General features: G+C 64.8%; 12 protein-coding genes. 9 read left to right on the top strand and 3 right to left on the bottom strand.

All coding sequences use genetic code 11. The features are described 5' to 3' along the window. Positions 1-12: 12 nt before the first annotated feature. Positions 13-303, bottom strand: a complete 291-nt coding sequence (locus B4400_RS18325; protein WP_078310353.1) for a chorismate mutase — start codon at positions 301-303, stop codon at positions 13-15. 340 nt (positions 304-643) lie between these two features. Here B4400_RS18325 and pcrA point away from each other — a divergent pair, with 340 nt between their 5' ends. Further along, complete coding sequence (pcrA, locus tag B4400_RS18320; RefSeq protein ID WP_078310350.1) at positions 644-3019, top strand: DNA helicase PcrA; 2376 nt, start codon at positions 644-646, stop codon at positions 3017-3019. A 55-nt stretch (positions 3020-3074) separates the two neighbouring features. Here the strand turns inward: pcrA and B4400_RS18315 are convergent, their stop codons facing one another. After that, entirely contained in the window at positions 3075-4121 is a 1047-nt protein-coding gene (locus tag B4400_RS18315; protein WP_078310600.1) for a M23 family metallopeptidase, read from the bottom strand. A 409-nt stretch (positions 4122-4530) separates the two neighbouring features. On the opposite strand from B4400_RS18315, the gene sucC reads away from it, so the two are divergent. From sucC to B4400_RS18300, 3 genes are all read left to right on the top strand, one after another. Beyond that, positions 4531-5694 carry an ADP-forming succinate--CoA ligase subunit beta gene (gene sucC / locus B4400_RS18310; RefSeq protein ID WP_078290511.1) on the top strand — a complete coding sequence of 388 codons (1164 nt, stop codon included), beginning with the start codon at positions 4531-4533 and terminating at the stop codon, positions 5692-5694. Positions 5695-5708: 14 nt separating this feature from the next. Beyond that, a complete protein-coding gene (gene sucD, locus B4400_RS18305; RefSeq protein WP_078310347.1) occupies positions 5709-6611 on the top strand; it encodes a succinate--CoA ligase subunit alpha in 903 nt (300 codons plus the stop codon). A 238-nt stretch (positions 6612-6849) separates the two neighbouring features. Beyond that, positions 6850-7452: a hypothetical protein gene (locus tag B4400_RS18300; protein WP_078310342.1), complete on the top strand. Its 603-nt coding sequence runs from the start codon at positions 6850-6852 to the stop codon at positions 7450-7452. Here the strand turns inward: B4400_RS18300 and B4400_RS18295 are convergent. Continuing rightward, entirely contained in the window at positions 7449-8297 is an 849-nt protein-coding gene (locus B4400_RS18295; protein WP_078310337.1) for an LLM class F420-dependent oxidoreductase, read from the bottom strand. The genes B4400_RS18300 and B4400_RS18295 overlap by 4 nt on opposite strands. A gap of 119 nt (positions 8298-8416) precedes the next feature. On the opposite strand from B4400_RS18295, the gene sfnG reads away from it, so the two are divergent. From sfnG to purH, 5 genes are all read left to right on the top strand, one after another. Beyond that, a complete protein-coding gene (gene sfnG / locus B4400_RS18290) occupies positions 8417-9538 on the top strand; it encodes a dimethylsulfone monooxygenase SfnG (protein WP_078310334.1) in 1122 nt (373 codons plus the stop codon). Between the two features lie 114 nt (positions 9539-9652). After that, positions 9653-10660 (top strand): DUF5336 domain-containing protein, encoded by a 1008-nt coding sequence (locus B4400_RS18285; protein WP_078310331.1) that lies wholly within the window; start codon positions 9653-9655, stop codon positions 10658-10660. Between the two features lie 26 nt (positions 10661-10686). After that, entirely contained in the window at positions 10687-12012 is a 1326-nt protein-coding gene (locus B4400_RS18280) for a cell division protein PerM (protein WP_078310327.1), read from the top strand. After that, on the top strand, positions 12009-12707 hold the full coding sequence (gene purN, locus B4400_RS18275) for a phosphoribosylglycinamide formyltransferase (protein ID WP_078310324.1): 699 nt from the start codon (positions 12009-12011) through the stop codon (positions 12705-12707). Before B4400_RS18280 ends, purN begins: the two co-directional genes overlap by 4 nt. Beyond that, positions 12677-14257: a bifunctional phosphoribosylaminoimidazolecarboxamide formyltransferase/IMP cyclohydrolase gene (gene purH, locus B4400_RS18270; RefSeq protein ID WP_139361472.1), complete on the top strand. Its 1581-nt coding sequence runs from the start codon at positions 12677-12679 to the stop codon at positions 14255-14257. Before purN ends, purH begins: the two co-directional genes overlap by 31 nt. Positions 14258-14276: the final 19 nt, after the last annotated feature.

The following is a 14276-nucleotide window of genomic DNA, read 5'->3' as shown; positions in this document are numbered from 1 at the left end:
GTTCCAGCGGGATTAGTGTCCCAATCTGCCGCGGCCCAGGCGCAGCAGCAACATGGCCAGAGTGTGGCCTTCCTGGCCCAGTTCGCTGAAGCGTTCGAGAACCTTCATCTCGCGGCTGTGCACAAGGCGCGGACCACCCGAGGCCATCCGGGCCTTACCGATTTCACGGGAGACCTCGGTGCGGCGCTTGATCACCGCGAGGATCTCCGCGTCGAGCCGGTCGATCTCCTTGCGCAGCTCATCGATATCGGCCGCGGGCTCAGTGGCCTGGTCGATATCTTTTTGGCTGGCGTTCTCGGTCATTTGAGTAGTCATTCTGTCTCACACTTTCTCTTGGAGCGGTTCGATCCGCAATGCCGCCCCGGAATCCGGCCTCACAAGAGAGGAGCCCCGTAGTCCGGTAGCGGACTGCGGGGCTCGTGAATCGGCTAGACCACGGGCACCGGAGTCCGGTACCCGTAAAAAAATCGCTGCTGGTGGTCAAGCACATCAAAGAGTGTAGCCGACATGCGATGAACGCTTGCGGGACGTGCGTCAGGCCGAGATTGTCCCTCGTCAGCGGTAAGTTAGATCGGTCATGGCTATACCTGATTCTCTTCGCCCAAGCGGCTCATCGGCCCTTCCTGAGCCCGCGCTCTTCGACATGCCCAGCACTTCGAGTTCCCACAGCGATGCGTTGCTCGAGGGGCTGAACCCGCAGCAGCGTGCCGCCGTCGCGCACGAGGGGTCCCCACTGCTCATCGTCGCCGGCGCCGGGTCCGGCAAGACCGCGGTGTTGACCCGTCGCATCGCTTACCTGCTGGCCGAGCGGGACGTGAGCCCGGGACAGATCCTGGCCATCACCTTCACCAACAAGGCCGCCGCCGAGATGCGCGAGCGCGTCGCGAACCTCGTGGGCCGACGTGCCAACTCGATGTGGGTGTCGACGTTCCACTCCAGCTGCGTGCGCATTCTGCGGAACCAGGCCTCTCTGCTGCCCGGATTGAATTCCAACTTCTCGATCTACGACTCCGATGACTCGCGGCGGCTGCTGCAGATGATCGGCCGCGATATGGGCCTGGACATCAAGCGCTACTCGCCACGGCTGCTGGCGACCGCCGTCTCCAACCTGAAGAACGAGCTCATCTCGCCGGAGCAGGCCGTGGCCAACCTCAGCGTCGATGATGACGCCGGTGAGCTACGCCGAATCGTCGCCGATGTGTATGGCGAGTACCAGCGGCGTCTGCGTACGGCGAACGCTCTGGACTTCGACGATCTCATCGGTGAGACGGTCGCCGTGCTGCAGCAGTTTCCGCAGATCGCGCAGTTCTACCGGCGCAAGTTCCGGCACATCCTGGTTGACGAGTACCAGGACACCAACCATGCCCAATACATCTTGGTCCGTGAACTGGTAGGTGCTCACGTGGACCGTACGGTCGATCCGGACAGCCCGGAACCCGCGGAGCTGTGCGTGGTGGGTGATGCCGACCAGTCCATCTACGCCTTCCGTGGCGCCACGATCCGCAACATCGAGGAATTCGAGCGCGACTATCCGAACGCGAAAACCATTCTGCTGGAACAGAACTATCGGTCCACGCAGAACATCCTGTCGGCGGCCAATGCCGTCATCGCGAAGAACTCGAACCGTAGAGAAAAGCGGCTGTGGACCGATTCCGGCGAGGGCGAGCTGATCGTCGGCTACGTCGCGGACAACGAACATGATGAGGCGTCCTTCATCGCCCGGGAGATCGACGCGCTCTTCGATCGCAGCGACGCCAACTATGGCGACATCGCGGTGTTCTACCGCACCAACAACAACTCTAGGTCACTCGAAGAGATCTTCATCCGAACCGGCATCCCGTACAAAGTCGTTGGGGGAGTGCGGTTCTACGAGCGCAAGGAAATCCGCGACATCGTCGCCTACCTGAGGGTGCTGACCAACCCAGGTGACGCGGTGAGCCTGCGGCGGATCCTCAACACTCCGCGCCGGGGCATCGGGGACCGGGCCGAGGCGTGTGTCGCCGTACACGCGGAGACCGCCGGCATCGGTTTCGGGGAGGCGCTCGCAGATGCCGCCGCGGGCAAGGTCGCGATGCTGAACTCTCGCTCCGAGAAGGCAATTGCCGCCTTCATGGACATGCTCGACGAGATCCGCGCCACGTTACGCACCGATCCGGGGGCGTTACCGGATATCGGCGATGTGGTCGACGCCGTGCTCAACCACACCGGGTATCGATACGAACTGGAGAACAGCAGCGATCCCCAGGAGCTGGCGCGTCTCGATAACCTCAATGAATTAGTCAGCGTCGCACATGAATTCAGTGCGGATGCGGCAAATGTCCAAGCGGCGGGGGATGATCTGCCGGTTGACGACGAGAATATCGGTGCGCCTCCGGGAAGCCTAGAGGCGTTCCTGGAGCGGGTGTCGCTGGTTGCCGATGCCGACGAGCTGCCCGAATCGACCGCCGGTGTGGTCACGATGATGACTCTGCACACTGCCAAGGGGCTGGAATTCCCGGTGGTCTTCGTCACCGGCTGGGAGGACGGCATGTTCCCGCACATGCGCGCCCTCGGGGATCCGGTGGAGCTGGCCGAGGAACGCCGACTTGCCTACGTCGGGATCACGCGGGCCCGTCAGCGTCTGTACCTGAGCCGCGCCAAGGTGCGCTCGTCGTGGGGGCAGCCCATGATGAATCCGGAATCGCGCTTCCTGCAAGAGATTCCGCAAGATCTGATCGAATGGCGGCGCACGGATCCGCTGCCGGGACGGATCGCGACTGGTGCCGGAAGCTACGGCGGCGGTGGCTATGGGTCCAGTGGATCGCGCGGGGGCGGCGGCTCGTTGGGTGCTCCGTCCAAGAAGCGCACCAAGCCGCTGCTGGTGCTCGAACCCGGTGATCGGGTGAGCCACGACAAGTACGGGCTGGGCAAGGTCATGGAGGTGACTGGTGTTGGCGAGAGCGCCACATCGCTCATCGACTTCGGCAGCGACGGACGCGTGAAGCTGATGCACAACTTCGCGCCCGTGCAGAAGCTCTAGAACAAAAACGCCGAGTGTGAGCGGCGCTGCTCACACTCGGCGTTGAAGGCTATGACTAGTCGCCGAAGCGGCTGAAGGTGATGCCCTTGTTGGCCAACCAGCCCTGCGGGTCGATGCGCTGCGATCCACCCAGCAGCACCTCGAAGTGCAGGTGCGGCCCGGTCGAGTTACCGCGGTTGCCGATGGTGGCGATGCGGTCACCTGCCATCACGCGCTGGCCCACCGATACTTCCCAGGTGTTGATGTGGCCGTACAGCGTCACGGTGCCGTCCGAGTGGCGGATCTTGACCCAGGCGCCGTAGCCGGCGGTCGGGCCCGTCGCGATGACGACGCCATCTGCCGCGGCCACGATCGGAGTGCCGATGCTGTTGGCGATGTCGATGCCGCCGTGCAGGGCACCCCAGCGGTAACCGAAGCCGGAGGTGAAGGTGCCGTTCGCGGGCATCACGAAGCGCGGAGCCAACAGACGCTTCTCGCGGTCCGCACGCTCGGAAGCGAAGGCGGTGGCCTTCGCCAGCTGCTCATCGGTGATCGAGGTGTCGGTGGCCAGTGGCGCGGAGATCAACTGCGGCCCGTGGGCGGCCATCACCGCTGCGGAGCTGCCCAACGCGAGGCTGTGACGATCTGCGGCCGCTGCGGCATCGTGCTCGCTCAGCGCGCTATACCCGGCAGCTGCAGCTGCACCGGCGGCCATGGCTGCCAGGGCGATGCGCGTCTTGCCTACCTGACCGATCTCGCGGCGGCGGTGTGCGCCTCCGCTGCTGATCTTGGGCAGCTTGTCGGTGGGGGTGTCGCGAGGGTCTCTGGTGCGTGCGGCAGAGGCGGCGAACCAGTCCGCGGTGGCCTCGATGGAGGCGCGGATCCGGTCGGCTTCGTCGGTGTCCTCTTCCCAGTCCTGCTCGATCTGGGCGAGAGCGGCCTGGTGCTCCGTCTCGGAGTCCTCTTCCGGGGCGTCCTCGTAGACGTCGTAATCCTCAAGCTCGGGACGTTCCAGCGCATCACTCAGGCCGAACTCGTCGATCGGCACGATGTTGGTGATCTCGTTCTCACTCGGTGCCGCGCTTCGATCACCACGCGTGCGTGTCGTTCGATGCTGTGTCAAAACCTCGCCAGTCTTCCGTTCGGCGTCACGACCTGGCGTGACCAAAACGTGATCTAACCCAAGAGAAGGTAACGGTTGGGCAAGGGGAGTCGCAACTCAATGCGCCGAAACGCATATAAATGTGACTTGTGTCACGAAGGCGCTGATAGGGCTCCCAAGCCGCGGCGTCGTTGCCGAATCTCGCCGGGGCTACCTCACCACAGATCACGGCCGTATGGCGACCCCCTGTGACCGAACTGAAACCGGTTACAGACGCGTTCGAGTCCTGCCAGCGGGTAGCCAAATGATGAATTCTATGAGTGACCAGGTGGTGAATTCGGCCACTTACTCAGAAGTAGTGAGGGGCGCCGCTGTGGCCTTGGCTACAGTCCCTAGTGCAATAGTGCCGATCGAAGATGAGGGCTAGTAGATGGATCTTTTCGAGTACCAGGCCAAGGAGCTGTTCGCTAAGCACAACGTGCCGACGACGCCGGGCCGGGTTACCACCACCGCCGAGGATGCCAAGGCGATCGCCGAAGAAATCGGTAAGCCGGTGATGATCAAGGCGCAGGTCAAGGTTGGTGGACGTGGCAAGGCTGGTGGTGTGAAGTACGCCGCCACTCCCGATGACGCTTTTACACACGCACAGAACATCTTGGGCCTGGACATCAAGGGCCATGTCGTCAAGAAGATCCTCGTCGCCGAGGCCAGCGATATCGCCGAGGAGTACTACATCTCCTTCCTGCTGGATCGCGCTAACCGCACCTACCTGGCCATGTGTTCGGTCGAAGGTGGCGTGGAGATCGAGGTCACGGCCGAGGAGAACCCCGACGCGCTGGCCAAGGTGCCGGTCGACGCGGTCAAGGGCGTCGATCTGGCTCTGGCCCGTGAGATCGCCGAGAAGGGCAAGCTGCCCGCCGCAGTCCTGGATGCCGCCGCGGTAACCATCCAGAAGCTGTGGGAGGTGTTCGTCGGTGAGGACGCCACCCTGGTTGAGGTCAACCCGCTGGTGCGTACCCCCGATGATCAGATCCTGGCCCTGGACGGCAAGGTCACCCTGGACGGCAATGCCGACTTCCGCCAGCCCGGCCACGCCGAGTTCGAAGACAAGGACTCCACCGATCCGCTGGAGCTCAAGGCCAAGGAACACGACCTCAACTACGTCAAGCTTGACGGCCAGGTCGGCATCATCGGCAACGGCGCGGGTCTGGTCATGTCGACTCTCGACGTGGTCGCCTACGCCGGCGAGAACCACAACGGCGTGAAGCCCGCCAACTTCCTGGACATCGGCGGTGGCGCCTCGGCCGAGGTCATGGCCGCCGGTCTCGACGTCATCCTGGGCGATTCGCAGGTCAAGAGCGTCTTCGTGAACGTGTTCGGTGGCATCACCGCGTGTGACGCTGTCGCCAACGGCATCGTCGGCGCCCTGAAGACTCTCGGTGACACGGCAAGCAAGCCGCTCGTGGTCCGTCTCGACGGCAACAAGGTCGACGAGGGCCGCGCGATCCTGGCCGAGTTCAACCATCCGCTGGTCATCCAGGCCGAGACCATGGACGCCGGTGCCGACAAGGCCGCCGAGCTGGCGAGCAAGTAAGGGAGCTTGAATCAATGTCTATCTTTCTGAACAAGGATTCGAAGGTCATCGTCCAGGGCATCACCGGCGGTGAGGGCACCAAGCACACCGCACTGATGCTCAAGGCCGGCACCCAGGTCGTGGGCGGCGTGAACGCCCGCAAGGCCGGAACTACGGTGTCGCACAAGGATGCAGACGGCAACGACGTCGAGCTCCCGGTCTTCGGTTCGGTGGCCGAGGCCATCAAGGAGACCGGCGCCGACGTGTCGATCGCCTTCGTGCCGCCCGCGTTCTCCAAGGACGCGATCATCGAGGCCATCGACGCCGAGATCCCGCTGCTGGTCGTGATCACCGAGGGAATCCCGGTGCAGGACAGCGCGTATGCGTGGGCCTACAACCTTGAGAAGGGCAACAAGACCCGGATCATCGGGCCCAACTGCCCCGGCATCATCACCCCCGGTGAGGCGCTGGTCGGCATCACGCCGAACAACATCACCGGCACCGGTCCGGTCGGCCTGGTGTCGAAGTCCGGCACGCTGACCTACCAGATGATGTACGAGCTGCGCGATTTCGGTTTCTCGACTGCCATCGGCATTGGCGGAGACCCGGTCATCGGCACCACCCACATCGACGCCATCGAGGCGTTCGAGAAGGACCCGGAGACCAAGATCATCGTGATGATCGGTGAGATCGGTGGCGACGCCGAGGAGCGTGCGGCCGACTACATCAAGGCCAACGTGTCCAAGCCTGTCGTCGGCTACGTCGCGGGCTTCACGGCCCCCGAGGGCAAGACCATGGGTCACGCCGGTGCCATCGTGTCCGGCAGCTCGGGTACCGCTCAGGCCAAGAAGGAGGCCCTTGAGGAGGCCGGTGTGAAGGTCGGCAAGACGCCGTCCGAGACCGCCAAGCTGGCTCGCGAGATCCTGCAGAGCCTGTAACAGGTTACGTGCGCAAGGGCCCCGACCGGATTCCCGGTTGGGGTCCTTGTCGTTTCGCCCATGTTGTGCCGCATTCTGGCCGAAATCGCGCCTCCGGTAGCACCTTTCATCTCTCTGGAGGCGCCGGATCTACTGTCAGGCGATCTCGGGTTTCGTTCAGTGAGATTGTGTGACCTACGCATGAACAATCGGATGACGGGGCATCGTCGCCCCTGGTAACCGGCTACCTTCTCGGTTCGTGGGCCTCTCGTTCGACACATCCGGGCTGGTGCCGAGCGTTGACGGCTGGTACGACCCGGCGACCGGCGATCAGTTCTGGGTATCCGATTCGCGGGGTCCCTACCTGTCGGTGCCGCTGGAGGATCTGAGCGTGGTGCGCCGTGCGCTCGTCGAGACGGTGCTCGCTCGGCGCGCTGGAGTCATTGAGGCCTACATCGTTGGCGTCGATACCCTCCCGGGCCTGTTGTACGTGGTGAAGGTTCCGAAAGCTGATGCCCCGCAAGGGCTCACCTTCATGGCATCGATAGTCGTTCCGCGTGCGCATTCGTACGCGATGGTCTGCGGAGCGTTCGCGGAGGGGCCGGTGACCGGGGTGCGCGAGGCGACCGTGCTGGAAGAACTGCTGGCGGTTGGCGATCCGTCATCGCGCATGTGGCCCCCGCACCCGTACGCGCCTGATCTCGAACCGGGCATCCCGTACAACATCGCCGACGAAATACGTTGGGACGATAAGTTTCCCGATCATCCGCTATCGCGTCTACGTCGTTGGGTGGCGCGGGTGACGCCAACCATTCGAGTGGAACAGAGGTTCGCGGCTCAGCCGCCGTTCTCCGTGCGTTAGGCGAATGCGGCCAGTTTTCCGGACAGCCGTTCGATGTATGCCCGCACCTCGTCCTCGGAGCGATCGGGCATCCCGAAGATCGCCTCGGTGACACCCAGCTCGCGCCACGCGGCGAGCTGCTCGGGGTCCGGCTTGCCCGCCAGCACGTAGATCAGTGGGTCGCCCGCACGGCCGGCCGCCGCCCACTCCTCTTTGAGCGCCACGATCTTGCCGGTGATGTCCTCGTCGCGTGGGGTCGACATCCAGCCGTCGGCGTTCTTCGCGATCCACTTGAAGTTCTTCTCGGTGCCGCCCGCGCCCACGATCACCGGCACATGCTTCTGCACCGTCTTGGGCCACGCCCAGCTGGGGCCGAAATTGACGAATTCGCCTGAATAGCTGGCCTCTTCGTTCTCCCAGAGCTTGCGCATCGCCTCGATGTACTCGCGCAGCATGGTGCGGCGACGGCCGGCGGGAACGTTGTGATCGGCCAGCTCGTCAGTGTTCCAGCCGTATCCGACGCCGACGGTAACCCGGCCGCCGCTCATGTGATCAAGGGTGGCAATCGATTTGGCGAGGGTAATGGGATCGTGCTCGACGGGGATCGCGACCGCGGTGGCCAGCCGGATCTTTGAGGTCACCGCACACGCGGCGCCGAGAGACACCCATGGATCCAAGGTGCGCATGTAGCGGTCGTCGGGTAGTTCCGCGCCGCCGGTCCCGGGATGCGCGGCCTCGCGCTTGATCGGGATATGCGTGTGTTCGGGAACGTAGAAGGTGCTGAACCCGCCGTCCTCGGCCGCCTTGGCGGCGATGTCCGGCGAGATGCCGCGGTCACTGGTGAACAGAACGAGCCCGTAGTCCATCCACCAATTAGAACGTGTTCCAGTTTTGTTGTCGAGGGTGGGGCCCAAACCCGCGGGGGAACGGATCACGGTGAGCGAGACGGATGACCGCTCAAAGGGTTCGCTGTTTGCATATCCCCGTGACGACCGAACGGATATCCGACCACGTCAAATTCGCGTACTGGGTCCCCAATGTCAGCGGCGGGCTGGTCACCAGCACCATCGAGCAGCGCACGGACTGGGGTTACGACTACAACGTCGCCCTGGCACGCGCGGCCGAGAACAACGGCTTCGAATACGCGCTCACCCAGGTGCGCTACGAGGCCAGTTACGGCGCCGAGTATCAACACGAATCCACCAGTTTCTCCCTGGCTCTGCTGCTGGCCACCGAGCGGCTCAAGGTGATCGCCGCGGTTCACCCGGGGCTTTGGCAGCCGGGTGTGCTCGCCAAGCTAGGCGCGACGGCTGATCACTTGTCGGGCGGTCGCTTCGCCGTCAACGTGGTGTCCGGATGGTTCAAGGACGAGTTCACGCACTTGGGCGAACCATGGTTGGAGCACGATGAGCGGTATCGGCGAAGCGGCGAATTCCTCCAGGTGTTGCGCAAGATCTGGACCGAGGATGACGTCGACTTCCGGGGCGATTTCTATCGGATCCACGACTTCACGCTGAAGCCGAAGCCGCTGCACACCCCGGAGCTGTTCCAGGGCGGCAACTCGACGGCCGCACGGCGCAACGGCGGCCTGTACTCCGACTGGTATTTCTCCAACGGGAAGGACTTCGCCGGTATCACCGACCAGATCGTGGAGGTCCGGGACCACGCCCGAACCGTCGGCCGCGAGGTCAGCGTCGGGCTCAACGGTTTCATCATCGCCAGAGATACCGAGGCCGAAGCGCGCGAGGTGCTACGGGAGATTGTCGCCAAGGCCAACCGCCCCGCCGTTGAGGGTTTCCGCGCGGCCGTTCAACAGGCTGGTTCGGCCACCGGCGATAAGAAGGGGATGTGGGCGGATTCCTCGTTCGAGGACCTCGTGCAATACAACGACGGATTCCGCACCCAGCTCATCGGTACCCCGGAACAGATCGCCGAGCGGATTGTCGCCTACCGGCGGCGGGGTGTGGACCTGATCCTGGGTGGCTTCCTGCACTTCCAGGAGGAGATCGAATACTTCGGCGCCAAGGTGCTGCCACTGGTCCGTGAGATCGAGGCGGCCGACGCTCAGGAAACCCACAGCGAATATCGCGTACCGGTTTTGAGCTAACCGATGTGCCTCGGCCGCGTCTAGCCTTGTCTGCGTCCGTACCGGCGCCGGGTGCAGTAGCGTGGAGGCGATCCACCCCGAGACCACGACCGAAACCGTGATGTAGGAGATGTAATGACGTATTCGACCGGTGGGCCCGGATACCAGCCCGCGCAGCCGTCCAACCCGTACGGCACCCCGTCCTTTGTGGCTGAGCCCAACACGGGCGCGCTGGGGGTTTACCTACCCGGTGGTGTCTTGGTGCTGAGCCTGATCGGCTTCATTGCCGGCTTCGGGCCGTTCTACACCGGGAAGGCCAGCTCGGGGACATCGGGAAGCTTCGGCGGATTCGACCTCCTGGCCTTGTCGCCGGTCTTCGGCTTCGCGCAGTTCGCTCTGCTGATCGCCGGTCTGACCGCGGGTGTCTCGCTCCTCTCCGGCAAGGATGACAAGCAGGCTCCCGTGGCAATCCTGTCGATCGTCGGATTCCTCTTCGTGCTTGGTGGACTTTTCGGCAACCCGTTCGCGGCCGCCTTCGGTGAGGTCGGCATCGGGTGGGGCCTGATCACGCTCGCCGTGGTGTCCGGCCTGCAGGCCGCGGCCGCCGTCTACGCCCTGCTCAGTGAGGTGGGCGTCGTCAAGGCCAAGACCGCCTCTCCGGCGACCAACCCGTTTGGCAGCCAGTACCAGACGCAGCAGAGCCAGTACTACACCCCGCCGCAGCAGCCACAGCAGCAGCTTCCCAAGCAGGGGCAGGGCTACGGCCAGGCCGGTGCACAGGGCTACGGCCAGCAGCAGGGCTTCGGTCAGCCGGCCGCTCAGGGTTACGGCCAGGCCGGTGCACAGGGCTACGGCCAGCAGCAGCCCTCTCCCGCCGGGCCGCCCTCGTACGGCGGCTACGGCCAGCAGCCGCCGCAGTCGGCGCCTCCGACTCCGCCGCAGGGCTTCAGCAGCACCGGGTTCACGCCGCCGTCGGCACAGCCGGCTCAGCAGGCCGCGTCGTCGCAGCCGACCCAGCAGTACCCCACCTTTGGTGCGGCCAGCGGTCAGGCTCCCGGTGGTGAGCAGCAGGGCGGCGCCAGCGCCGGTTCGGCCGCTGCCAGCGGTGACGATCTGTTCGGCACCTCTCGTCCCTCCAACTAGACGGTGTTTACTGCCGTGATCGGCGCGTGAATCAAACCTCGCGCGCCAATCCCGCGCAGGCTCGCGCACTGCTGACGGTTGCCTTTGGCCCGTCAGCAGTTGCGTTGGTCATCATTGCGGCAATCGTCCTGGTGCAGTTGGTGATTGCCAACAGCGACATGACCGGGACGTTCGGTGCGGTGGCCAGCATGTGGCTGGGCACCCACCTGGTACCGATCTCGATCGGTGGGCGAGTCATCGAGGTGCTGCCGCTATTGCCAACGGCGGCAATGGTGTGGGGTGTCGCCCGAACCGTCGCCTCGACAATCGCACCCACCGCTTCCTGGTACGTGATCCGGTGGGTGATCGCCTCGGCGCTAGCCGGCCCGCTCCTCATGACGGCGATATCGCTGGCGATCATTCATGACGCATCGACGGTGCTGACCCAGCTGCAATCACCAAATGCCTTGCGCGCATTCGGTTCTGTCCTCGGTGTTCACGCGGCCGGTGCAATTGCCGGCGTTTTACTGCGGGTCGGCAGGCGGCTCGCGGTGGTCCTAGAGCTGCCGTCATGGCCGATGGAGGCCGCCCGTGGCGCTGCCGCCGGGGTACTCGCGTTGTTCGGGCTGTCCGCGGCCGTGACGGCGGGGTCGCTGGTGGTGCACTGGGCGACGATGGATCAGCTGTACTCGGTGACCAACGATTTCGTAGGTCAGCTGAGCTTGACACTGTTGGCGCTCCTCTATGCGCCCAACGTCATTCTGGGTGCATGTGCGCTGGCGGTCGGATCCAGCGCACATGTGGGCACCGCGGCCTTCAGTGCGTTCGCCGTATTCGGCGGTCAGCTGCCCGCAGTGCCGATCCTCGCGGCCGTTCCCACACCGCCGCTCGGCCCCGCGTGGGTGGCACTGATGATCATCGGTGCGGTGTCCGGGGTGGCCGTCGGCCAGCAATGCGCACGCCGACCCGTGCCATGGCCCACCGCGATTCACAAAGTGGTCACGGCGGCGCTTCTGGCGGCAACATTCCTGGCGATCGTCGGCAAGCTCGCCGGAGGACAGCTGGGGAACTTCGGACGCCTCGGGATCGACCAGGGCACGTTCGGCCCCGGGGTGTTCTTCTGGTTCCTGGTCATCGGCCTGTTGACGGTGTTCATGCTGGGCGGAGCCACCCGCCTCCCGGCCAGGGCGCGGCCGGAACCGGTGCAGGAGCCGGAACCCGAATCCGTGCCTGAACCGGCACCCGAGCCGGCGCTGGAACCCGAGCCGGACATTGAACCCGAGCCGGAACCGGAGTCGGAGCCGGAACCTGAATCAGATCCGGAGCCCGGCCCCGAGAGTGACTCCAGCGACCCTCCAGAATCGGCCACGTGACCAGCCCGGCTACGCTCAGCGGCGTGTCGGTGTCGGATTCTCTTCGCGCAAGCGGCTCATCGGAGCCCCAGCAGGCCGTTGAGATTGCGCCGTCTGCCCCCGCGCGCGTCGTGGTCCTGGCTTCCGGTACGGGAACCCTCCTGCGCTCCCTCTTAGACGCGGCCACGGGTGACTTCCCCGCTCGGATCGTCGCGGTGGGCACCGACCGGCAATGCGATGCCGTCGATATCGCCGCTGGCGCGCAGCTTCCCAGCTACACCGTGCGGCTCGGTGAGTACGACACCCGCGAACACTGGGACGCCGCGATCACCGAGGCCACCGCCGCGCACCGGCCCGATCTGGTGGTATCGGCCGGATTCATGAAGATTCTTGGACCACAGTTTCTTTCACAGTTCTTGGGTCGGGTCATCAACACTCATCCCGCGCTGCTGCCGTCTTTTCCCGGCGCGCACGCCGTGCCCGAAGCCCTGGCGCATGGGGTCAAGGTCACCGGCTGCACGGTGCACCTGGTCGATGCCGGGATGGATACCGGCCCGATCCTCGCGCAGCAAGCCGTCCCCGTTCACGGGGACGACGACGAGGCGAGCCTGCATGAACGCATCAAGGTGGTGGAACGGACGCTGCTGGTAGATGTGCTGGCCGCGGTCGCCACCAGAGGTTTGACATGGAACGGAAGAAGGGCCTCCATCAAGTGAGTACGCAGCGACCCGTACGGCGGGCATTGATCAGCGTCTACGACAAGACCGGACTCGAAGAGCTCGCCAGTGGGCTGCACGCCGCCGGTGTGGAACTGGTTTCCACCGGATCCACCGCGAAAACCATTGCCGCCGCGTCAATTCCGGTGACCCCCGTGGAAGAGGTCACCGGTTTTCCGGAGGTACTGGATGGCCGGGTGAAGACCTTGCATCCGCATGTGCACGCCGGTGTCTTGGCCGATACTCGCCGCGAGGAACACCTCACTCAACTCGAAGAGCTGGGCGTCAAGGGCTTCGAACTGGTGGTGGTCAACCTGTACCCGTTTGCCGCCACGGTGGCCTCGGGTGCCACCGAGGACGAATGCGTCGAACAAATCGACATCGGCGGACCCTCGATGGTGCGCGCCGCTGCCAAAAACCACCCGAGCGTGGCGGTGGTCGTCGACCCCGCCTCATACGGTGAAGCACTGGCTGCCGTCGGTGCCGGGGGGTTCACCCTGGAGGCGCGGAAGGTCCTGGCGGCCAGAGCGTTCCGTCACACCGCCGAGTATGACGTGGCCGTGGCAGGCTGGCTGTCGGCTGTCGCGGAGCCCGAGGGCGCGGAGTTGCCCGCCTGGATCGGCGGGACATGGAACCGCTCGGCGGTGCTGCGCTATGGCGAGAACCCGCATCAGCAGGCAGCCCTGTACACGGGTGCCTCCGGGCACGGATTGGCACAGGCCGAGCAGCTGCACGGAAAAGAGATGTCGTACAACAACTACACGGATGCAGACGCCGCCTGGCGTGCCGCGTGGGACCAGGACAAGGCCTGTGCGGCCATCATCAAACATGCCAACCCGTGCGGTATCGCGGTGTCGGACATATCGATTGCCGACGCCCACCTCAAGGCCCACGAATGCGATCCGTTGAGCGCTTTCGGCGGGGTGATAGCCGTCAACCGTGAGGTGAGCGTGGAGATGGCGGAGCGGGTCGCCGACATCTTCACCGAGGTGATCGTCGCGCCCGGTTACGCCGAGGGCGCGGTGGAGGTGCTGAGCCGCAAGAAAAACGTGCGTCTGCTGCGCCTGGCGCAGTCACAGTCCGGGCGCACCGAGTGGCGACACATCAGTGGTGGTCTGCTCGTACAGGAGCGCGACGCGCTGGACGCCGAGGGTGACGATCCGGCCAACTGGACACTGGTGGCCGGCGCCGCCGCGGACGAGGACACGTTGGCGGACTTGGTGTTCGCCTGGAAGGTCGGGCGGGCCGTCAAGTCCAACGCGATCGTCGTCGCCTCCGGTGGCGCCACTATCGGTGTCGGCATGGGACAGGTCAACCGCGTCGACGCCGCGCGATTGGCAGTCTCACGGGGTGGGGATCGAGTCTCCGGTGCGGTCGCGGCCTCGGATGCGTTCTTCCCCTTCCCCGACGGCCTGGAGGTGCTGACGGAGGCCGGAGTGCGCGCGATCGTGCATCCGGGCGGGTCGATGCGCGATGAGCTGGTGGCCGATGCCGCCAAGGCCGCCGGAATCACGTTGTACACCACCGGAGCACGCCACTTTGCCCACTAGGGTGCACTAAGAGGGAGAG

Origin of the sequence: Mycobacterium sp. D16Q13 (assembly GCF_002013375.1) — a bacterium.
GTDB lineage: Bacteria > Actinomycetota > Actinomycetes > Mycobacteriales > Mycobacteriaceae > Mycobacterium.
The sequence above is the reverse complement of the archived record's forward strand: the minus strand, read 5'-3'. Positions and strand labels throughout refer to the sequence as shown.